Genomic DNA, 20,751 nt, shown 5'->3' on the forward strand with positions numbered 1-20,751 from the left:
TCACCAGGAGAAATCATCCATGCTTCGCCGCAACCCTTCCGGCCACCGGCCCCAAGTCCACGAATCTGCCTATGTCGACCACACCGCCATCCTGTGCGGCAAGGTGATCGTGCATGAGAATGTCTTCATCGGCCCCTATGCCGTGATCCGCGCCGATGAAGTCGATGACAACGGCGACATGGAGCCCATCGTCATCGGCGCCCATTCCAACATTCAGGATGGCGTGGTGATCCACTCCAAGTCGGGCGCGGCCGTGACCATCGGCGAGCGCACCTCGATCGCCCACCGCGCCATCGTGCACGGTCCCTGCTCGGTGGGCGATGGCGCCTTCATCGGCTTCAACAGCGTGCTCTTCAATTGCAGCATCGGCGCCGGCTGCGTGGTGCGCCACAATGCCGTGGTCGATGGCTGCGACCTGCCCCCGGGTTTTTATGTGCCCTCCACCGAACGCATCGGCCCCAAGACCGACCTGGCGACCATCCCGCGCGTGACGGTGGCGGCCTCCGAATTCTCGGAAGATGTGGCCCGCACCAACAATGAACTGGTCCGCGGCTACAAGCTGTTGCAGAACGAGTTCTGACCTGCGTCTTGCATCGCATCGGGCATAAAAAAATCCGGCTTCTTGCGAAGACCGGATTTTTTATTATCACGCCAGCCGATGAATCAGCCGTGCATCATCAGCTGCCGCGATAAGTCGAATACGCCCACGGCGACACCACCAGCGGCACATGATAGTTCTGCGACGCATCGGCCACACCGAAAGCAATCACCACCTCATCGATGAAACGCGGTTCCGGCAGGCTCACGCCCTGCTGCGCAAAATAATCGCCGGCCGCAAACACCAGTTCATACTTGCCGGGCCTGAACGCATCACCTTCCAGCAAGGGCACATCGCAGCGGCCATCGCTGTTGGTGACGGCGTTCTTGAGCAGGGTCTTGCCGCCCGCCTCCACCGCATAGAGCGCCAGCTTCACGCCCGCACCCGGCTTGCCCTTGGTGATATCCAGCACGTGCGTGCTCAGTTTGCCCATGTTGCTGTCCTTTCGCTGTAATGAGTGATGAAGAGTGAACGGCGATGATATACCGGCGCGCGCAAATGCCTATATGAACCCGCTTATAACGGCCATCGGGAAACTGTCTTTTTATTCCAGATTCAGACAATTCTGATTGAATAAAATCGAGCTTCCCGATTCAGATTGCATGCCTCAAAAACTCCTGCAAAAAATCGAAAAATATAGGAGTTCTTTTTCAGCGCCCCCTTCCTATACTCGCCCGGATCCGCTGCCGGCCTACCTCTCCGGCCGGCCGGATATTCCTGACATCTGATCGCCAGCCCTTGCCCGGAGCCGTTTCCAGCTTTTTTGCACAAAGCTTCATATCGCGCCGCGCATCCCTCATTGCCAGCCACGAGATTTCGCAACCCTTACTCTCGGAACCTGACATGAGCTTCATCAAAAGCCGCAAGCACCCCTGCTCCCCCCCTTCTTCCCTTTCCTCTCATTGCCGCCTCTCGGCCGCCATTGCCGGCGCCCTGCTGCTGCCGGTCCTGCCCGCGCAGGCCGAGCCTGCCAGCGCGGCATTGCCTGCCGTGCGGGTCGATGCCACCAAGGAATTGCCCTACAAGGCGGAACAATCGGCCTCACCCAAGTACAACCAGCCGCTGGTCGATACCCCGCAAACCCTGCAAATCCTCAAGCGCCCGCTGATGGAACAGCAGGGGGCCACCACCCTGACCGAGGTACTGCGCAACACCCCCGGCGTAGGCACTTTCTTCCTCGGCGAGAACGGCAGCACCAGCACCGGCGACACGGTGTACATGCGCGGCTTTGATGCCTCCAGCGCCATCTTCGTGGACAACATAAGGGACCTCGGCGCCATCTCGCGCGACGTCTTCAACCTGCAGCAGGTGGAAGTCCTGAAAGGCGCAGCCGGTACCGACAACGGACGAGGCTCGCCCAACGGCGCCATCAACCTGGTCAGCAAGCAGCCCGAGCTGGCCGATGCCGTCTCCGCCAGCGCCAGCTACGGCAGCTTCAACCAGAAGCGCGGCACGGTGGACTGGAACAAGGTGCTCGACAGCGAACGCGGCCTGGCGCTGCGTCTGAACCTGATGACGCAGAACAGCGGCGTGCCCGGCCGCCACGAAGTCCACAGCCGCCGCGACGGCTTCGCCCCCTCGCTGGCGTGGGGCCTGAACAGCCCAACCCGCGTCTTCTTCAACTATCTGCACATGCAGCAGGACAACCGTCCCGACGGCGGCGTGGTCACCATCGGGCTGCCCGGCTACAGCTCGCCCGACCCGGCGCGTCCTTTCATCGGCACGGCGCCGCGTGTCAATCCGCGCAATTTCTATGGTCATATCGACGACTACGACAGGGTGAATGCCGACATGTACACCGTGCGGGTCGAACACGATTTCTCGTCCACGCTGAAGCTGCAGAACAGCACCCGCTACGCCCGCACCGACCAGGACTACCGCCTCAGTTCCTTCCTCGCCACGGGCGTGGACAGCCCGCGCTTTACTGCCGGCATCGTCACGCCCTCGGCGTCCGACCGCTCCACCTGGCTGCTGGGGCGGCAACTGGTGACGCGGCGCGACCAGTCCAACGAGATCATCAGCAACCAGAGCCATTTGACCAGCAAGTTCACTACCGGGAACCTGCAGCACACCCTGGTAGGCGGCCTGGAGCTCACGCGCGAGCGGCAGCATGCGCTTTCCTTCACAGCCACCGGTTCGCGCCCTTACGCCAACCTGTACCAGCCCGATGCCGCTTTCGACGAATCCCGGGTCACGATCAGCCGCAACGGTTTCAACCTGGGCCAGACCGATACAGCCTCGCTCTATGCGCTGCACACCATCAGGTTCAACGAGCGCTGGTCGCTCAACCTGGGCCTGCGTGAAGACCACTACCGCACCGACTTCAACAGCGTCGCAGCGACCAACACCAGCCGCCTCTCGACCTCCGGCAACCTGCTGAACTGGAAGCTGGCCGGCAGCTTCAAGCCCACCGCCGACAGCAGCATCTATGCGCTGGTCGCCACATCGCAGCAACCGCCGGGCGGCGCCAACTTCAATCTCAGCACCAGCCGCCGGAGCGCCTCCCATCCCGACTATGCACCGCAGAAGACGCGCACCGCCGAACTGGGCACGAAATGGGACGTGCTGGACCGCAAGCTGACGCTGACCGCCGCGCTCTACCGCACCGACGTCAGCAATGAAATCGAACTCGATGCCGTGAGCAACACCTACTTCCAGATCGGCAAGAAGAGAACGAACGGACTGGAGCTTGGCGTAACCGGAGAGGTCGCGCGCAACGTCTCTCTGACGGCCGGCTACAGCCGCATGGACAGCCGCGTCACCCGTGGCAACGTGGCCACCGCCAGCGGCGAGAACCACCTCGCCTACGCGCCCCGCGACTCCCTCACCTCCTGGGCCACCTGGCGCGCTGCGCCCGGCTTCACACTGGGTGGCGGACTGCGCTACTCCAGCGGACTGCTGCGCGGAAGATCCGGTACCATCGGCACCCCGACCAGCACCGGATCCTATTGGGTGGCCGACGCCATGGCCAGCTACGTGGTCAACCAGTATCTGGACCTGCAGTTCAACGTGACCAACCTGTTCAACAAGGAGTATGTGAATTCCATCAACGCGTCCGGTTACCGCTACCTGCCTGGCGCGGAGCGCGCCTTCCTGCTGACGGGCAACCTCAAGTTCTGACGCTGAACTGACCCTCCGGTGGCGGCGTTCTGCCGCCACCCGCTTCCCTCCCGCACTTCTGCCGCAAATTATTTATACCTTTTATCAAAACATGAGAGGTCGGCGTATTTTTTGCGCCACATCCCAATCTACCGATTGACGAACCGCCATGCCAGAACCAGTGCGGGCCTGCGCTCTACTGACCGAATCTGACCCGCCGCACGACGCGGCAGGCTCTCGATTTTTTTCGAAATAAGAATCACTGTTATTTACATTGTGTATATAATTGTAAGCATCCTGACTCATTTCGTTACAAAAAGACCGAAGCGGGATACACAAAAACACAACCTCGCCAGCCATTTTCGGCGGAGCCTGCCACGTCTCACCGACCACGCGATTGCCCGTCCGACTCATAGCCAGCCAAGAGAACCCTCAACAATTTCTCTCGGAACCTTGCCATGAGTTACATCAAGAGCCGCAAGCATGCGCAGCCTGCGTTTGCCTCGACCCGTCTGTCGGCCGCCGTTGCCGGCGCCCTGCTGTTGCCCGCCGTGGGCGCCCACGCCCAGACCAGCGCCACCCTGCCCAAGGTCGAAGTGACCGCCACCCAGGAATCGGACTACAAGGCCGACAAGGCCTCCTCGGCCAAGTACAGCCAGCCGCTGGTCGACACGCCCCAGACCCTGACCGTCATCAAGAAGCAGCTGATCGACCAGCAAGGCGCCACCACGCTGACCGAAGCGCTGCGCAACAGCCCCGGCGTGGGCACCTTCTATCTCGGTGAAAACGGTTCGACCAGCACCGGCGACGCCATCTACATGCGCGGCTTCGACAGCTCCAGCGCGATCTTCGTGGACAACGTGCGCGACCTCGGTTCGATCTCGCGCGACATGTTCAACATCCAGCAAGTGGAAGTCTTGAAGGGCCCGGCCGGCACCGACAACGGACGCGGCTCTCCGACCGGTTCGATCAACATGGTCACCAAGCAGGCCGAGATGACCAACTTCTTCAATTCCTCGGCCACCTATGGCAGCTGGAACCAGAAGCGCGCCACCGCCGACTGGAACAAGGTGGTGGACGAAGAGCGCGGCATCGCCCTGCGCCTGAACCTGATGAAGCAGGACAGCGGCGTCCCCGGCCGCCACGAGGTCAAGAACGACCGCTGGGGCGTGGCGCCCTCGCTGGCGTTCGGCCTGAACAGCCCGACCCGCGTGTTCCTGAACTATCTGCACATCGACCAGGACAACGTACCCGATGGCGGCGTGCCGACCATCGGCCTGCCGGGCTACACCTCGCCGGATGCCGCGCGCCCCTACATCTCGAGCGCGCCGCGCGTGTCCTCCAGCAACTTCTACGGCAACGTGAACGACTACGACAAGGTTACCGCCGACATGTTTACCGCCCGGGTGGAACATGACTTCTCGCAGGACGTGAAGCTGCAGAACACCACCCGCTATGCCAAGACCAGCCAGGATTACTTCCTGACCTCCTTCATGGCCTCGGCCGCCAGCAGCACCCGCGCTGCCGGTCTGCTGACGCCTTCGGCGACCAACCTGTCGACCTGGACCCTGGCGCGCAACCTGCCCACCCGCAAGGACCAGTCCAACGAAATCATCACCAACCAGACCAACATCACGGCCGACCTGAAGAGCGGCAGCCTGAAGCACACGCTGGTGGGCGGCGTCGAGATCACCCAGGAAAAGCAGCACGCAACGTCCTTCACCGCCACCGGCAGCCTGCCGGCGGCCAACCTGTACAACCCGGATCCCAACTTCGGCAGCGGCACCTATTCGATTCGCGCCACCGGCTACAACGACGGCAAGACCGATACCGTCTCGGCCTACCTGTTCGACACCATCAAGTTCAATGAACAATGGTCGATCAATGCCGGCATCCGCGAAGACCACTACCGCACCACGTATTACTCCAACGCGGCCGGTACCATCACCAACCTGTCGACCTCCGGCAACCTGTTCAACTGGAAGCTGGCCGCGATCTACAAGCCGACCGACTACAGCAGCATCTACGCCCTGTACGCCACCTCGCAGCAGCCGCCGGGTGGTAGCAACTTCACCCTGTCGGCCTCGGCCAACAGCGCGGCCAACAGCAACTACGCGCCCCAGAAGACCAAGACCTCCGAGCTGGGCACCAAGTGGGATCTGATGAACAAGAAGCTGGCCGTCACCGCCGCTCTGTTCCATACCGAAGTGACCAACGAAGTCGAGCAGGATCCGACCTCGCTGCAATACTTCCAGACCGGCAAGAAGACCGTGCAGGGCATCGAGCTGGGCGTGACCGGCGACGTGACCAGCAATCTCTCGGTGGCCGCCGGTTATACCTGGATGGACACCAAGGTCAACAGCGGCGCCATCACTACCGCCGCCGGCGAGAACAACCTGGCCTATACGCCCAAGCAGGCCTTCACCTCCTGGGCCACCTATCGCCTGCCGCAGGGCTTCACGGTCGGCGGCGGTGCGCGCTACGTCAGCTCGCTGTTGCGTGGCACCGATAGTGCGGTCGGTACGCCCAAGTACGCCAACAGTTACTGGGTCTTCGATGGCATGGTGGGGTATGTCGTGAACAAGAATGTCGATCTTCAGTTGAACATCTACAATATTTTCGACAAAGACTACGTAGCGGCGATCAACAAGAGCGGCTATCGTTACACTCCCGGCACGCCGCGTTCGGTAGCGCTGACCGCGAACTTCAAGTTCTGATGCAGATGATGCCCATGACTTGATCTGCCTCAGTCCCGCCACGGCCGGCTTTGCCTAAAGTGGTGGCGCCGACTGAGTTCAGTCATGCATCAGCCAGACTTGACGGCCCCTCCTTCACGGGAGGGGCCTTTTCATTAGCGATAGGAGAATTTCATCATGATGCTGCATATCCCCGAGGTCCTCAGCGCCGAACAGGTGCGCCACATCCGCGCCGAGCTGGACCGCGCCGACTGGGTTGACGGCCGCGAAACGGTGGGCGACCAGGGGGCGCGCGTCAAGCGCAACCGGCAGTTGCCGGAGCATTCGCCGCTGGGCTTCGCGCTGGGCGAGATCATCCTGGCGGCCTTGCGCAAGAACCCGCTGTTCTTCGCCGCCGCCCTGCCCAAGAAGACCATGCCGCCGCTCTTCAACAGCTATGAAGGCGGTGAGCACTATGGCCTGCACGTGGACGGCTCGGTGCGCAACCTGCCCAATGCGGCGGGCAGCCTGCGCACCGATGTGTCCTCCACGCTCTTCCTGTGCGACCCGGACGAATACGATGGCGGCGAACTGGTGGTGGTCGATACCTATGGCACCCATGAAGTGAAGCTGCCGGCTGGCGACCTGATCGTCTATCCCTCCACCAGCCTGCACCGGGTCGAACCGGTCACGCGCGGCGCACGCGTGTGCTCCTTCTTCTGGACCCAGAGCATGATCCGCGATGACTGGAAACGCAGCATGCTCTTCGAACTGGACCGCAACATCTTCAGCCTGCGCCAGAAGCTGGGCGACAGCGAGGAAGTGGTCGGGCTGACCGGGCATTATCACAATCTGCTGAGGCAGTGGGCGGACGTTTAAGCCCGCCCTTTCAAGGCCTCACCGGAGCATGGTCTGCAGGACCCACTGTTGCAGACGGGCGGTGTCGTTCATGTCACCGCCATAGACGAAGTGGGGAATCAAAGGCTCGTTGCTGCGACGAAGCCGTCCACGATGCACCTTCAGCGGCATGGCCATCATCAGGCCGCCCGGCAAGCGCAATTGTGCCAAGTCAAGGTAGTTGGTATCGGCGCTGGTGGGCTCACCAACGTGTAGCGCGCCGGGGATGCTCAACACCGCATCGGCAAAATCGAGGCAAGCGCTGGCGCAGTAGGCATCGGTAACCAAGCCAAGCCGCCCCTGGAAGGGCAAGCCGGTCTCCGCCAGTTCAGGTACGTCGCCGTTGTCGACCCACTTGGCACCGCTTGCCTGTGCGGCGCGCATCTTGTCCAGGATCCGGGTGAGCCATTGCACCTCGGGGCCAGACGCACCTTCGAGCAGGCGATAGCGATCTACATGTGACTGCAAGGTATCGATGGCGATCTGCGATACGCGCCACCAGGCACTCGCATGCTCGGGTCCAGGAGGCATGGCCTGCTTGAGCAAGGCCTGCAGGATACGATCGCCGAAAGCGCTATTGCCACCCTGGTTGCCACGCGTGTCCAGGATCACCATCTTGGCCTTATCGAGTTTGCGCAATTGCGCCAGCAATTGCTCCAGTTGTCCGAGCCCGGCCTGATCCAGCTGGAAATCGGAAACATTGACCCAATACGTCCCGTCGCCCATGTCATGCAGGCCCAGAGGATGCCTTGCCCTGGCGAACACGCGACGAAGACCTTCTTTCTCCTCGCGCCAGTGCAGAGCGAAGCGCTCGTGGTGCCCATCGGGCAGCTCGACCAGACAGGACTGGACCGGCCTGTCGGTCCAGCGCGGATCAATGGGCATCTCCACCGTCAAATGTGCCGCCAACTTGCGGCGGACTTCCAGCAATGCAACGCGTCGATCCACGAAAGGCATGATGTCCTCCCGGATCAGGTCTGATACTGCACGACCATCGCATTCCAGTACCCGCACGCCCACGGGAGGCAGCGCAACCGGCCAGTGCGCGGCACGCTGAGAGACGAAGTATTGGCCGTCGTGCTCCTCCATAATCCATCCCGCCCATGCACTGCGCCGCCGACGCGTTGAATTCTGCGCGACCCACAGATGCCCATCCTTGAAACCCACGGCATAAAACTGGACTGCGGCAATGGCCTCGCGCTCGCTGGTCGCCCTTGACGCCAGTGCCTGCGCCTGGACATAGCCTGCTTCCCGCCACGTGTGGAACTCTTCGTCGTCCTCTTCCAGCACACCGGGATGCGCGGCGTCGATACTTTCCCGCATGAATGCCAGGTCACGGTAGGCCACCATCGCCCAGTGTTTCTTCGCCTCTTCTGGTTGCGCAGGCGCTCCAGCTTCTGCCCTGCATTGCACCCAGGTGGCGAGCAAGACAATGAGCAGCCTGAATATTGTTTTGCACCTTAACTTGGACAAGATCATCCAACATCCCTTCCTTGAATCTGCCCTTGAAGCAGTGATGGATTACCCCACGAGCACAAAAAAAACGCGACATCCATCGTCGCGCACGTCCGGCCCGAGATGATGCTAGACAGCTTGCTCTTGCTCCATCGCTCACGTTCGATGTTTCACCTCTTATTTTCCTTCTCAGTTTTCGCGTCAACCTCACTTCTCCATCTATTTTTATATCGTTTATATCTTTTATCTTCTTTCGACAACAAAAGCCGCGAGGTTCGCACAAGCGCCTCCCACCACATGCCAGATTTTATATATTTGACATACGATAAACGATATACAAAAATGCACTGCCAACGCAGGACAGTTTCGTCCGCAGTCCGCACCAGAGTGACCGAAAAACCGCCACCTGCCCCGCACCCTCCAGACCCCGGAGACATCCTCATGTCCAGGCTGCCTGACCATCTCGACATCCACCTCATCCGCATCCTCTATCTCCTGCTCTGCGAGAAGAACGTCTCGCGGGTCGCCCTGAAGCTGAATCAGCCGCAGCCCTCGATCTCGGCCTCGCTGCGCAAGCTGCGCGAACTGACCGGCGACCCGCTGCTGGTGCGCGGGGCGCGCGGCATGGTGCCGACCCAGCACGGCGAAAGCCTGTTGAAACCGGCCAAGCGCATCCTCGACGAGACCGAGCGCCTGTTCATCCCCAAGAGCGCCTTCGTGCCGCAGGAGGAAGAGCGCACCTTCCACATCGCCGCGCCCGACTACATGAACACGCCCTTCTTCACCGAAGTGATCGGCCGCCTGCGGCGCGAGTCGCCGCGCAGCCGCATCGTCATCCACGCGCTGGGGCCGGATACCGATTACGTGCGCCGGCTCTCGGATGGCGAACTGGACCTGGTGATCGCCAACTGGGATGAACCGCCCGCCCACCTGCATCTCTCCAAGCTGTTCGACGATCCCATCGTCTGCCTCATGCGCGCCGACTGCGCCTACGCCAGGCGCACCGCGCGCGATGCCATGAGCATCGACGACTACCTGTCGCTGCCGCACGCGGCGCCCTCGCAGATCCTGCCCGGCTATCACGGCTCCATCGATACCTTCCTCGAAAAGCAGAACCTGCATCGCAACGTGGTCGTGGAATCGGCGCACTTCCGCATGCTGCCCTACATGGTGGCGCAGACCGACCTGGTGCTGACCGCCGGCCAGCAGTTCGCCCGCGTCTACGAAAAACTGCTGGGCCTGAAAAGCTATGCGGTGCCCATCAAGTTCCCGCCGCTGCGCTTCTACCAGCTCTGGCACGAGCGCGCGCACCAGGCCACCGAGCACAAATGGCTGCGCGCCCAGGTCAGCGCGGCGGCCAGGATGATGGCCTAGGCGCGCGCCTGACACGCCGCCGGGCCGCACCAGAAGAGGGCAAGACGCCGACGTCATATATCGGCAGCACGCCAGGTGGTATATGCTGCCGACTATAGTTGACACCTGCCGGATTGCATTAGTATCGCCAGGATCAGGCGCCCCCCTCTGTCCAGCGGCAAGGCACGCTCTCCCGGGCGCGTTGACGTGGGCGTGGTCACATGCCCTTCGATCAACATGCCAGGAGACCAGCCCATGCAAGCCCCCAGCCACCCGGTGGATGAACGCCTCCCCGTCTTCAAGCTCCTTGCACTGGGCATGCAGCACGTCCTGGTGATGTATGCCGGTGCGATTGCGGTGCCCCTCATCATCGGCGGCGCACTGAACCTGCCCAAATCCGAGATCGCCTACCTGATCAGTGCTGACCTGTTCTGCTGCGGCCTGGTCACCATCATCCAGAGCGCAGGGATCTGGAAGTTCGGCATCCGCATGCCCGTCATGATGGGCGTGACCTTTGCCGCCGTGGGACCGATGGTGGCGATGGCCAACAATCCCCAGCTCAACATCCTGCACATCTATGGCGCCGTGATCGCCTCCGGCGTTTTCTGCATCCTGGCTTCGCCTTACATGAGCAAGTTGATGCGCTATTTCCCGCCGGTGGTGACGGGCACCGTCATCACCGTCATCGGCGTCTCGCTCATGGGCGTGGGGATCAACTGGGCCGCGGGCGGACAGCCGGTGATCGGCAAGCTGGTCGATGGGGTCTTCGTCAAGATGCCCAATCCCGACTACGGCTCGCCGCTATCGCTGTCGATTGCGGCCGTGGTGCTGGTATCGATCCTGCTGATCAGCAAGTACACGCGCGGTTTCCTCTCCAACATTTCCGTGTTGATGGGCATGGTGGTGGGCTTCGTCATTGCGTTGGCGCTGGGCAAGATCAGCTTTGACGGACTGCAGGCCGCCGACTGGTTCGCCTTCATCCAGCCCTTCCACTATGGCCTGCCGCAGTTCGACCCGGCCTCCATCATCAGCATGTGCCTGGTGATGATCGTGACCATGATCGAATCGACCGGCATGTTCATGGCCCTGGGCGACATCGTGGGTCGCCGCGTCGACGACCGCACGCTGGCCAGCGGCTTGCGCGTGGATGGCCTGGGCACGGTCATCGGCGGCCTGTTCAACACCTTCCCCTATACCTCCTTCTCGCAGAACGTCGGCCTGGTGGGCGTAACCGGCATTCGCAGCCGCTTCGTCTGCGTGGCGGCCGGGGTGATCCTGGTGGCCTTCGGCCTGTTCCCCAAGATGGCGCACGTGGCCGCCTCGATCCCGCAATTCGTGCTGGGTGGTGCGGGCATCGTGATGTTCGGCATGGTGGCGGCGACCGGCATCAAGATTCTCTCCAGGGTCGATTTCCACGGCAACCGCAACAATCTCTTCATCGTCGCCATCAGCATCGGCGTGGGCATGATCCCCATCGTCGCCCCGACCTTCTTCGACAAGATGCCGCGCCTGCTGGGCACGATCTTCCACAGCGGCATCCTGCTGGCCTCGGCCATGGCGGTGAGCCTGAACCTGTTCTTCAATGGCCGCGGCAGCGACGGCGACGTGGCCGGCTACGCAGCGGCTGCCGCGCAAAGTTCGGACCACTGATGCCATCCGGCCCAAGATGTTTTAAAGTCTCATCTGCGCCGCAGCGCCCACCAGGCGGGCCTGCGCGCAGATCATGAGGCGACATCCGCAGGCAACAATCAGCACCGACAATCCTGATTGCCAGCGCAGGCCATCACCAACGAACACAGCGAGGGAGCCGGCGGCACGCCGACCGGCCAGCACATGACGACGACACTGGAACAACTGAACGCCGCCGAGACTTCGGCCTTCATCGCCGCCCTGCACGGCATCTACGAGCACTCTCCCTGGATTCCCGAGCGGGCTGCGCGGCAACGTCCTTTCCGTAATCTCACCGCCTTCAAACTGGCCTTGCACAAGGTCGTGACCGACGCCAGTCGCGCCGAGCAGCTGGGCCTGATCCGCGCCCACCCCGAACTGGCCGGCCGCGCCGCCATTGCCGGCGAGTTGACCGCCGAGTCCACGGGTGAGCAGGCCAAGGCCGGATTGAACCTGTGCACCCCGGAAGAATTTGCCCGACTGCAACAGCTCAATGCCGACTACAACGCGAAGTTCGGCTTCCCTTTCATCCTGGCGGTGAAGGGCCCCACCGGTGCGGGCCTCACGCGCCAGCAGATCATCGCCACCTTTGCCCGCCGCCTGCGCAACCAGCCCGAAGACGAACTGCGCGAAGCCCTGCGCCAGATCGGCCGCATTGCCGAGATGCGCATCAACGACCTGCTGGGCCATCGCCCGGCGCTGGGCGCGAGGGTGATGCAGTGGGCCGAAGAGATCGGCGCGCTATCGGAAGACGAAGGCGCCCTCACCTGTACCTATCTCACCGAGACGCATCAACGCACTGCAAAGCAGATTGCGCAATGGATGCGCGAGGCCGGCATGCAGGTCCACATCGATGCGGTGGGCAACGTGGTGGGGCGATATCTCTCCACCGATCCGCAGGCCAAGACCTTGCTGACCGGCTCGCACTACGACACGGTGCGCAATGGTGGCAAGTACGATGGGCGCGAGGGTATCTTGCTGCCCATCGCGGTGGTGAAGCATCTGCATGAGCGTGGCGAGACCTTGCCTTTCCATGTCGAGGTGATCGGATTTTCGGAAGAAGAAGGTGTGCGCTTCAAGAGCACCTTCCTGGGCAGCAACGCGGTCACCGGCCATTTCGACATGCAGCTGCTGGATCTGCAGGACAAGGATGGCATCAGCATGCGCGAGGTCATCACCCAGGCGGGCCATGACGTGGCCGCCATCCCGCAGATCGCGCGCGACCCGGCCGACATCCTGGGCTATGTGGAGGTGCACATCGAACAGGGACCGGTGTTGCTCAACCGTGATCTGCCGGTGGGCATCGTCACCTCGATTGCCGGCAGCTCGCGCTATCTGGTGGACCTGAAGGGCGTAGCCAGCCATGCCGGCACCACGCCGATGGACATGCGCAAGGATGCGGCCGCAGCGGCGGCCGAGATCATCCTGTACGTGGAGCAGCGTTGTTCGCAGGACCAGCATGCGGCGCTGGTAGGCACGGTGGGGCAATTGCAGGTACCGCGTGGATCGACGAATGTGATTCCCGGCGCGTGCCAGTTGTCGCTGGACATTCGTGCAGCGGAGGATGGGGTGCGTATTGCGGCGGTGAAGGACATTCTTGGCAAGATCGAAGAGATCTGCGCCCGCCGCAGCATCGACATCAAACTCGAAGAGACCTTGAGCGCCCCCGCTGCGCCGTGTGCGCCGTGGCTGATGGATCAGTTGCGCGCCGCGACCGAGCGTGCGGGCGTGCCGCCATTCGAGTTGGCTTCCGGAGCGGGGCATGATGCGATGGCGATAGCCAGGCTGACGGATGTCTGCATGTTGTTTACGCGTTGTGGCAATGGCGGCATCAGCCACAATCCGTTGGAGACGATGACGGCCGATGATGCGGAGGTATCGGGGCAGATTCTGCTGGATTTCCTGCGCAGTTTTGAGGCGAAGCGTTAATGATTTATATGATTTAGCGGGTTGCGCGTCTTCGATACGCGGCTGCGCCGCTACTCAGTCCGAACGGGAGTGGGAAGAGCGAAGAAGAAAAAGCAAAGGGCAAGACGAAGCCGCAGGCAAGTACGACCGAAGCCGAAGGCGAGCAGGAAAGGGCGAGGCCGCAGGCGAGCGCGACCGATGCCGAAGGCGAGCAAAAAAAGGCGAGGCCGCAGGCGAGCCCGAGTGGGGGTTATCCCCATAGAGCCAGCCGTCGCAGCGGAGCGAAAAGTGGATCAGAAGAATAGTGGGAGCGAAGCGACTCTATTCTTCCCACTTTTCGCTCTGCTGCGACGGGGACCCTCCGCAGGAGGGCTGGCTCTCTGGGGTCGCCTTCTTTTGCTTACTTTTCTTGGCGAGACAAGAAAAGTGAGCGGCTGCCGGGCCGCCCCCGGCGCTCCGTTCCGCCCGGAGAGAGAACACAATTAAGCTAGAGCGCAGGAAAGCAATCCGTGCAGACTACCCAAAAACCAAAACCACCAGCATTAAGCAAACCTTAACGAAAAACAAAACCAGCATTAACCGGACCTAAACCCTCCCAACAACCCCACCCGCCGCAGTCGTTAATAGGGCAAGAAAGGGACTCCCCCCTGTCACCTGCGCCGCCCCGCAAGTCAATCAAATCAACAAGGAAGCCAACAAGGAGTCCAACACCATGCAAGAGCAAGAGCAAGCAACAGCCAAGACACTGTTGATCAGGAACGCCCGCATCCTGGTCACCATGAACGAAGCCCGCGAAGAAATCGAAAACGGCGCAATCTTCATCCGCAACAACATCATCGAGCAGGTCGGCAAGACCGAAGATCTCAAGCAAGAAGCCGACGAGATCATTGATGCCAGCCACCACGTCGTCATCCCCGGCCTGATCAACACACACCACCACATGTACCAGAGCCTCACGCGCGCCATCCCCAGCGCGCAGAATGGCGAACTGTTCAACTGGCTGACCAATCTGTACCCGATCTGGGCCGGCCTGACACCGGAGATGATCCGGGTATCCACGCTCACCGCCATGGCCGAGCTGATCCTCTCCGGCTGCACCACCAGCAGCGACCACCTCTACATCTACCCCAACCAGACCCGCCTCGACGACAGCCTGGAAGCCGCCGCCCAGATCGGCATGCGCTTCCACGGCGCGCGTGGCGCCATGAGCGTAGGCCAGTCCAAAGGCGGCCTGCCCCCGGACCGCGTAGTCGAAGAAGAAGCCGTCATCCTCAAGGACACGCAACGCCTCATCGAGACCTACCACGACAGCCAGCGCCACGCCATGCAACGCATCGTCGTCGCCCCCTGCTCGCCCTTCTCGGTCTCACGCGACCTCATGCGCGAAGCCGCCGACCTGGCACGCCACTACGGCGTCTCGCTGCACACCCACCTGGCCGAGAACGTCAACGACATCGCCTACAGCCGCGAGAAATTCAACATGACGCCGGCGCAATATGCCGAAGACTGCGGCTGGGTCGGCCACGACGTCTGGCACGCCCACTGCGTGCAGCTGGACGAACATGGCATCGACCTGTTCGCCCGCACCGGCACGGGCGTAGCGCACTGCCCCTGCTCCAACATGCGCCTGGCCTCCGGCATCGCGCCCATCCGCAAGATGCTGGATGCCGGCGTGCCGGTCGGACTCGGTGTGGATGGCAGCGCCTCCAACGACAGCGCCCACATGCTGGGCGAAGTGCGCCAGGCCATGCTGCTGCAGCGGGTGGGCTTCGGCCCCGACGCCATGACCGCGCGCCAGGCGCTGGAAGTGGCCACCCTGGGCGGCGCCAGGGTCTTGAACCGCGACGACATCGGCGCACTCAAGCCCGGCATGTCGGCCGACGTGGTGATGTTCGACACGCGCCAGATCGCCTTTGCCGGCGCGCTGCATGATCCGGTGGCCGCACTCGTGTTCTGCACACCAGCCAACGTCGACACCAGCATCATCAATGGCCGCGTGATCGTGCGCGAGGGACAGTGCACCACCATCGACCTGGGCGCGGTGCTGGAACGGCACAATCATCTGTCGCTGGAACTGGCGCAAGCAGCACGCTGATATCCGCATCAAGAAACACGGCGAAAAAAAACCGTTCAATGAAACACTGAACGGTTTTGTCGTTTCCGGCGGGCGGAATCAGCAGAGCAGAACGCTCAGAACTGTTCCCACTGATCTGCATCCTTGTCAGGCGAATCGCCGATCAGTTCGGTGCGCTTTGCCGGTTTGGCTTTCTCGGCAAGACGCGGTTGGTCCACGACACGCGGTTTGACGGGGGGCGTAGCGGCGGGCTTGGCTGCGTTCCTGGCAGGCGTCACCGGTGACACCACCGGTTGCGCCGGCTCGGCACCGAGCCGGAACACGCTCATCGCCTCCGACAGGATACGCGCCTGGTCTTTCAGGGACTCTGCTGCCGCTGCGGCCTCTTCCACGAGGGCTGCATTCTGCTGTGTACTCTGATCCATCTGGCCGATGGCGCGGTTGATTTCATCCAGACCGGCGCTTTGCTCCAGCGTGGCCGAGCTGATTTCGCCCACGATATCGGTGACCTTCCTGACACTATCGACCACCTGACCGATGGTCGTTCCGGCCTGCCCCACCAGCTCGCTGCCGGCATCGACCTTGGCCACCGAATCATTGATCAGCACCTTGATTTCCTTGGCCGCCGCCGCAGAGCGCTGCGCCAGACCGCGCACCTCCGAGGCGACCACGGCAAAGCCACGCCCCTGCTCGCCGGCACGGGCGGCTTCCACCGCCGCGTTCAGCGCCAGGATGTTGGTCTGGAAGGCGATGCCATCGATGACGCTGATGATATCGACGATGCGCTTGGACGATTCGTTGATGGAATCCATCGTCTCCACCACCTTGCCGACCACCTGCCCGCCTTCGATGGCGATACCTGAGGCCGATTCGGCGAGCTTGTTGGCCTGGCGCGCATTATCGGCATTCTGCTTGACGGTGGACGTCAGCTGCTCCATCGCCGAAGCCGTCTCTTCGATGGACCCGGCCTGCTCTTCCGTGCGTGCCGACAAGTCCGAGTTGCCCCGGGCGATTTCATTGGCACCGTTGGTGATGCTGTCAGTGGCCGTACGAATCTTTCCGACGATCATCGCCAGTTGCTCGCGCATCTGCGCCACCGAATACAACAGACTGGAGCGATCGCCATGTTTGAGCGCGACCTCGACGGCCAGTTCTCCTGCGGCAATGCGTGAGGCAATGGCAGCGACATCGCCGGGCTCACCGCCGAGCTGGCGCCGGATCATCCGTGCCCAGCAGCCGCTGAAGACCGATGGCCGCACCCTGCGCTTTGCCGATGCCGCTGGCGACCGCGCTGATTTCCTGCGTGCCATAGTCGCCATTCTGGGTCAGCACGTCATTGAGCCCGCTGAGCTTGAACAAAGCCACGATGACGACGGCGGCCAGAGTCCCCAGGACAATGCCGAAGCCTATGTACAGGCGCGTCTGGACTTTGAACTGTGTGAAATTCATGACATCCCCCTTTTGATGCTCTTCGTATAACGGCGCAGCTGCGCCAACACTTTAGCCCCTTTACATCGTGCAACACGGACGGGCGAAGCCCGAGCGCAGCACGGCAATCCGGGCAGGCCACCCAAAATCAGGAATTAACCTGCAGCAACAAAGCAGCCCCGACCAAGCCCCCACCCGACAAAACTGGCAAAATCTCGCCCTGACACAAGAAGATGGTCACCCGGCCTGTCAACAATACTCATCAACAAACCAGCATCCACGCCCGTTTGCGCCCGACCAAGCCACTTATAACTCCAGGTTAATAATGTCTATTTCCTGGCGCATACATACCCCCCATGAATTTCAACGACATTAGCAACGCTGCCAAAACAATGCAAAAAGCCACTCCATCAGCACCGTCCACCGATTGCCCGCCCCACAACGGAGACACCCCACAATGAAAGCCCTCAACACATTCTTCCGCCTGGAAGAAAACGGCACCACCGTACGCACCGAACTGCTGGCCGGCCTGACCACCTTTCTGACGATGGCCTACATCATCTTCGTCAACCCCAGCATCCTCGGTGACGCCGGCATGCCCAAGGATGCCGTCTTCGTCGCCACCTGCGTGGCCGCGGCGGTGGGCACGCTCATCATGGGCCTGTACGCCAACTATCCGATTGGCCTGGCGCCCGGCATGGGCCTGAACGCTTACTTCGCCTATGCGGTCGTCAAGGGCATGGGCTTCCCGTGGCAGGCGGCGCTGGGCGCGGTGCTGATCTCGGGTTGCCTGTTCCTGCTGGTGAGCGTACTGCGGGTGCGCGAGCTGATCATCAAGAGCATCCCGGCCTCGCTGCGCACGGCCATCCCGGCCGGCATCGGGCTGTTCCTGGCCATCATCTCGCTCAAAAGCGCCGGCATCGTCGCCGCCAGTCCGGCCACCTTCGTCACCCTCGGCGACCTGCACCAGCCGGCGGCGGTGATGGCCATCACCGGCTTTCTGGTGATCGTCGCGCTGGACCGCCTGAAGGTGCGCGGCGCCTTGCTGATCGGCATCCTGCTGGTGACGCTGCTGTCCTTCGTCTTCGGCGACAACCACTTCAGCGGCATCTTCGCCGCCCCGCCCTCGATTGCCCCGACCTTCCTGCAACTGGATATCAAGGGCGCCCTCTCCACGGGCTTGCTGAACGTGGTGCTGGTGTTCTTCCTGGTGGAACTGTTCGACGCCACCGGCACCCTGATGGGCGTGGCCACCCGCGCAGGACTGATGAAGGACGGCAAGATGGAGCGACTCAACAAAGCCCTGATGGCCGACAGCACCGCCATCGTCGCCGGTTCCCTGCTGGGGACTTCCTCCACCACCGCCTACATCGAGAGCGCTGCCGGCGTGCAGGCCGGCGGCCGCACCGGCCTCACTGCCGTGGCCATCGCCGTGCTGTTCCTGCTGTGCCTGTTCATCGCCCCGCTGGCCGGCGTGGTCCCCGCCTATGCGACGGCACCGGCGCTGTTCTTCGTGGCCTGCCTGATGCTGCGCGAGCTGGTGCACATCGACTGGGAAGACACCACCGAATGCGTGCCGGCCGTCATCACGGCGCTGGTGATGCCCTTCACCTACTCCATCGCCAACGGTCTGGCGCTGGGCTTCATCAGCTATGCCGGTTTGAAGCTGCTTACAGGCCGTATGAAGGATGTTTCAGTGGTAATCTGGATCATCGCCGCCGTGTTCCTGTTCAAGCTCATCTACCTGGGTGGCGAGTGAGCGGCGCATCAATGAGATGAAGTGATTTGTAAAATTCCGGAGGCGGTCCCGCCAGCGCGGGCTGCCTCCTCGGGATTGTCAAAAGAGGAAACCCCCGGAGCAAATCCGACAATCGTCTGCAACAATATTGCGCAGACAATCCGTTTCCTCTTTTGACGACCCCGGCACGTTTCTTGAATGCCATCTGGCCACGGGAGACTCCACAGGCAGGCCGCGCCCCATGCGCCCTGACCCGCCTGAAAGCAGATCCAACAATAAGAAGCACGCCCCACGATACGCCCTGGAGCGCGCCATAAAGCAGTCTGTTTTGTAGACAATCCATATTCGAGTAAAGCCAAATGCCAGAGACAACCCGCCCCATCCAGTTCTACTTTCGCGGCCAGACCCACGAAGTAGCAGCTACCCCGACGACCCGCACCGTTCTGCAGCATCTGCGCGAGGATCTGCACTGCACCGGCACCAAGGAAGGCTGTGCCGAGGGCGATTGCGGTGCCTGCACCGTGGTCGTGGGTGAATTGCGCGATGACCGGCTGGAACTGAAAACGGTCAATGCCTGCATTCAATTCCTGCCCACGCTGGACGGCCGCGCGCTCTTCACCGTGGAAGACCTCAAACAGGCCGACGGCTGCCTGCATCCGGTGCAGCAGGCCATGGTGGAATGCCACGGCTCGCAATGCGGCTTCTGCACGCCGGGCTTCGTGATGTCGCTGTGGGGCCTGTACCTCAAGCACGACAAGGATGGCATCACGCCCGCCAAGCGCGAAATCGACGACGCCCTCTCCGGCAACCTGTGCCGCTGCACCGGCTATCGTCCCATCATCGATGCGGCGCGCCGCATGGGCGAACTGCCCAGGGCGGAGTTCGACCGCGAAGCCGTCAAGGCCGCCCTGCGCAGCATCGATAGCCAAACGCCGCTGGCTGTCACGCACGCCGGCCAGACCTTCCACGCGCCGCGCACGCTGGCGCAACTGGCCCAGCTGCGCGCGGACCTGCCACAGGCGCGCATCCTGGCCGGCTCCACCGACGTGGGCCTGTGGGTGACCAAGCAGATGCGCGCGCTGGGCGACATCCTCTACATCGGCCGCGTCGAAGAACTACGCGCCATGCGGGTGCAGGACGGCATGCTGGAGATCGGCGCCGGGGTCTCGCTGGAAGAAGCCTATGCCGAAGCCACGCGCCATTATCCGGAAGAACTGTCGGAACTGTGGCAGCGCTTTGCTTCGCTGCCGGTGCGCAATGCCGGCACGCTGGGCGGCAACGTCGCCAATGGTTCGCCCATCGGCGACTCGATGCCGTGGCTGATTGCGCTGGGCGCGCAGATCGTGCTCTACAGTGTGCGCGGCCAGCGGGTGATGCCGCTGGAGGATTTCTATCTGGCCTACCAGAAGTCGGCGCTGCAGCCCGATGAAGTGGTGCAGGCCGTGCGCATTCCCTTGCCGCGCAAGGATGTGCGTTTGCGCGTCTACAAGCTCTCCAAGCGCTTTGATCAGGATATCTCTGCGGTGTGTGCGGCCTTTGCGCTGCGCATGGATGGCGACACCATCGTCGAGGCCCGCATCGCCTACGGCGGCATGGCCGCCACGCCCAAGCGCGCGGCGCACGCCGAAGCGCTGCTGCAGGGCGGCCCCTGGAGCGAGGCGCAGGTACAGGCCGCCATGGCGGCATTGGCGCAGGATTACGCGCCGCTGTCGGACATGCGCGCCACCGCCGGCTATCGCCTGCGCACTGCGCGCAACCTGCTCTATCGCTATTGGCTGGAAACCCGCACCGAGGCGCCACTGGCGCGCCAGGATGTGCGCGCCTTCGCGGTCAGCGCCGCGTGAAGCCCCTGGACAGC

At 62.4% G+C, this 20,751-nt stretch carries 13 protein-coding genes and 1 pseudogene; 10 read left to right on the forward strand and 4 right to left on the reverse strand.

Going from position 1 to position 20,751, the window contains the following annotated elements; genetic code table 11:
• Positions 1 to 19 precede the first annotated feature (19 nt).
• On the forward strand, positions 20 to 580 hold the full coding sequence (locus AACH55_RS16900) for a carbonate dehydratase (RefSeq protein ID WP_338715822.1): 561 nt from the start codon (positions 20 to 22) through the stop codon (positions 578 to 580).
• Positions 581 to 677: 97 nt separating this feature from the next.
• Here AACH55_RS16900 and uraH read toward each other — a convergent pair whose 3' ends face one another.
• Positions 678 to 1,031, reverse strand: a complete 354-nt coding sequence (gene uraH, locus AACH55_RS16905; protein ID WP_338715823.1) for a hydroxyisourate hydrolase — start codon at positions 1,029 to 1,031, stop codon at positions 678 to 680.
• A gap of 410 nt (positions 1,032 to 1,441) precedes the next feature.
• On the opposite strand from uraH, the gene AACH55_RS16910 reads away from it, so the two are divergent.
• The 3 genes from AACH55_RS16910 (at position 1,442) to AACH55_RS16920 (ending at position 7,251) form a co-directional block, all read left to right on the forward strand.
• On the forward strand, positions 1,442 to 3,718 hold the full coding sequence (locus AACH55_RS16910; RefSeq protein ID WP_338715824.1) for a catecholate siderophore receptor Fiu: 2,277 nt from the start codon (positions 1,442 to 1,444) through the stop codon (positions 3,716 to 3,718).
• Between the two features lie 437 nt (positions 3,719 to 4,155).
• Complete coding sequence (locus AACH55_RS16915; protein WP_338715825.1) at positions 4,156 to 6,414, forward strand: catecholate siderophore receptor Fiu; 2,259 nt, start codon at positions 4,156 to 4,158, stop codon at positions 6,412 to 6,414.
• Between the two features lie 156 nt (positions 6,415 to 6,570).
• The gene (locus AACH55_RS16920; RefSeq protein ID WP_338715826.1) at positions 6,571 to 7,251 is read left to right on the forward strand and encodes a Fe2+-dependent dioxygenase; all 681 of its coding nucleotides are present in this window, start codon (positions 6,571 to 6,573) and stop codon (positions 7,249 to 7,251) included.
• Between the two features lie 18 nt (positions 7,252 to 7,269).
• Here the strand turns inward: AACH55_RS16920 and AACH55_RS16925 are convergent, their stop codons facing one another.
• On the reverse strand, positions 7,270 to 8,748 hold the full coding sequence (locus AACH55_RS16925; protein WP_338715827.1) for a hypothetical protein: 1,479 nt from the start codon (positions 8,746 to 8,748) through the stop codon (positions 7,270 to 7,272).
• Between the two features lie 417 nt (positions 8,749 to 9,165).
• Here AACH55_RS16925 and AACH55_RS16930 point away from each other — a divergent pair, with 417 nt between their 5' ends.
• From AACH55_RS16930 to AACH55_RS16945, 4 genes are all read left to right on the forward strand, one after another.
• On the forward strand, positions 9,166 to 10,098 hold the full coding sequence (locus tag AACH55_RS16930) for a LysR substrate-binding domain-containing protein (RefSeq protein WP_338715828.1): 933 nt from the start codon (positions 9,166 to 9,168) through the stop codon (positions 10,096 to 10,098).
• 234 nt (positions 10,099 to 10,332) lie between these two features.
• Positions 10,333 to 11,727 carry a nucleobase:cation symporter-2 family protein gene (locus tag AACH55_RS16935; RefSeq protein WP_338715829.1) on the forward strand — a complete coding sequence of 465 codons (1,395 nt, stop codon included), beginning with the start codon at positions 10,333 to 10,335 and terminating at the stop codon, positions 11,725 to 11,727.
• Between the two features lie 183 nt (positions 11,728 to 11,910).
• Positions 11,911 to 13,674 carry an allantoate amidohydrolase gene (locus AACH55_RS16940; RefSeq protein WP_338715830.1) on the forward strand — a complete coding sequence of 588 codons (1,764 nt, stop codon included), beginning with the start codon at positions 11,911 to 11,913 and terminating at the stop codon, positions 13,672 to 13,674.
• A gap of 691 nt (positions 13,675 to 14,365) precedes the next feature.
• Entirely contained in the window at positions 14,366 to 15,748 is a 1,383-nt protein-coding gene (locus tag AACH55_RS16945; RefSeq protein WP_338715831.1) for an 8-oxoguanine deaminase, read from the forward strand.
• A gap of 95 nt (positions 15,749 to 15,843) precedes the next feature.
• On the opposite strand, the pseudogene AACH55_RS16950 reads toward AACH55_RS16945, so the two are convergent.
• Together AACH55_RS16950 and AACH55_RS16955 are read right to left on the reverse strand one after the other, a co-directional pair.
• A pseudogene (locus AACH55_RS16950) lies at positions 15,844 to 16,953 on the reverse strand (methyl-accepting chemotaxis protein); the annotation flags it as partial.
• Positions 16,925 to 17,176, reverse strand: coding sequence for a hypothetical protein (locus tag AACH55_RS16955; RefSeq protein ID WP_338715832.1), 252 nt, complete (start codon positions 17,174 to 17,176; stop codon positions 16,925 to 16,927). The gene AACH55_RS16955 and the pseudogene AACH55_RS16950, both read right to left, overlap by 29 nt.
• Positions 17,177 to 17,612: 436 nt before the next feature.
• On the opposite strand from AACH55_RS16955, the gene AACH55_RS16960 reads away from it, so the two are divergent.
• Together AACH55_RS16960 and xdhA are read left to right on the forward strand one after the other, a co-directional pair.
• Positions 17,613 to 18,914, forward strand: a complete 1,302-nt coding sequence (locus tag AACH55_RS16960) for an NCS2 family permease (protein ID WP_338715833.1) — start codon at positions 17,613 to 17,615, stop codon at positions 18,912 to 18,914.
• Positions 18,915 to 19,252: 338 nt separating this feature from the next.
• Positions 19,253 to 20,737, forward strand: a complete 1,485-nt coding sequence (gene xdhA / locus AACH55_RS16965; protein WP_338715834.1) for a xanthine dehydrogenase small subunit — start codon at positions 19,253 to 19,255, stop codon at positions 20,735 to 20,737.
• Positions 20,738 to 20,751: the final 14 nt, after the last annotated feature.

It is taken from the genome of Herbaspirillum sp. DW155 (assembly GCF_037076565.1).
In the GTDB taxonomy this organism is placed as follows: Bacteria; Pseudomonadota; Gammaproteobacteria; order Burkholderiales; family Burkholderiaceae_D; genus Herbaspirillum.

What these genes read in the sequence shown, in the direction of transcription:
- AACH55_RS16900 (WP_338715822.1), top strand. Translation starts at nt 20, where the DNA reads ATGCTTCGCCGCAACCCTTCCGGCCACCGGCCCCAAGTCCACGAATCT.
- uraH (WP_338715823.1), bottom strand. Translation starts at nt 1,031, where the DNA reads ATGGGCAAACTGAGCACGCACGTGCTGGATATCACCAAGGGCAAGCCG.
- AACH55_RS16910 (WP_338715824.1), top strand. Translation starts at nt 1,442, where the DNA reads ATGAGCTTCATCAAAAGCCGCAAGCACCCCTGCTCCCCCCCTTCTTCC.
- AACH55_RS16915 (WP_338715825.1), top strand. Translation starts at nt 4,156, where the DNA reads ATGAGTTACATCAAGAGCCGCAAGCATGCGCAGCCTGCGTTTGCCTCG.
- AACH55_RS16920 (WP_338715826.1), top strand. Translation starts at nt 6,571, where the DNA reads ATGATGCTGCATATCCCCGAGGTCCTCAGCGCCGAACAGGTGCGCCAC.
- AACH55_RS16925 (WP_338715827.1), bottom strand. Translation starts at nt 8,748, where the DNA reads ATGATCTTGTCCAAGTTAAGGTGCAAAACAATATTCAGGCTGCTCATT.
- AACH55_RS16930 (WP_338715828.1), top strand. Translation starts at nt 9,166, where the DNA reads ATGTCCAGGCTGCCTGACCATCTCGACATCCACCTCATCCGCATCCTC.
- AACH55_RS16935 (WP_338715829.1), top strand. Translation starts at nt 10,333, where the DNA reads ATGCAAGCCCCCAGCCACCCGGTGGATGAACGCCTCCCCGTCTTCAAG.
- AACH55_RS16940 (WP_338715830.1), top strand. Translation starts at nt 11,911, where the DNA reads ATGACGACGACACTGGAACAACTGAACGCCGCCGAGACTTCGGCCTTC.
- AACH55_RS16945 (WP_338715831.1), top strand. Translation starts at nt 14,366, where the DNA reads ATGCAAGAGCAAGAGCAAGCAACAGCCAAGACACTGTTGATCAGGAAC.
- AACH55_RS16955 (WP_338715832.1), bottom strand. Translation starts at nt 17,176, where the DNA reads ATGAATTTCACACAGTTCAAAGTCCAGACGCGCCTGTACATAGGCTTC.
- AACH55_RS16960 (WP_338715833.1), top strand. Translation starts at nt 17,613, where the DNA reads ATGAAAGCCCTCAACACATTCTTCCGCCTGGAAGAAAACGGCACCACC.
- xdhA (WP_338715834.1), top strand. Translation starts at nt 19,253, where the DNA reads ATGCCAGAGACAACCCGCCCCATCCAGTTCTACTTTCGCGGCCAGACC.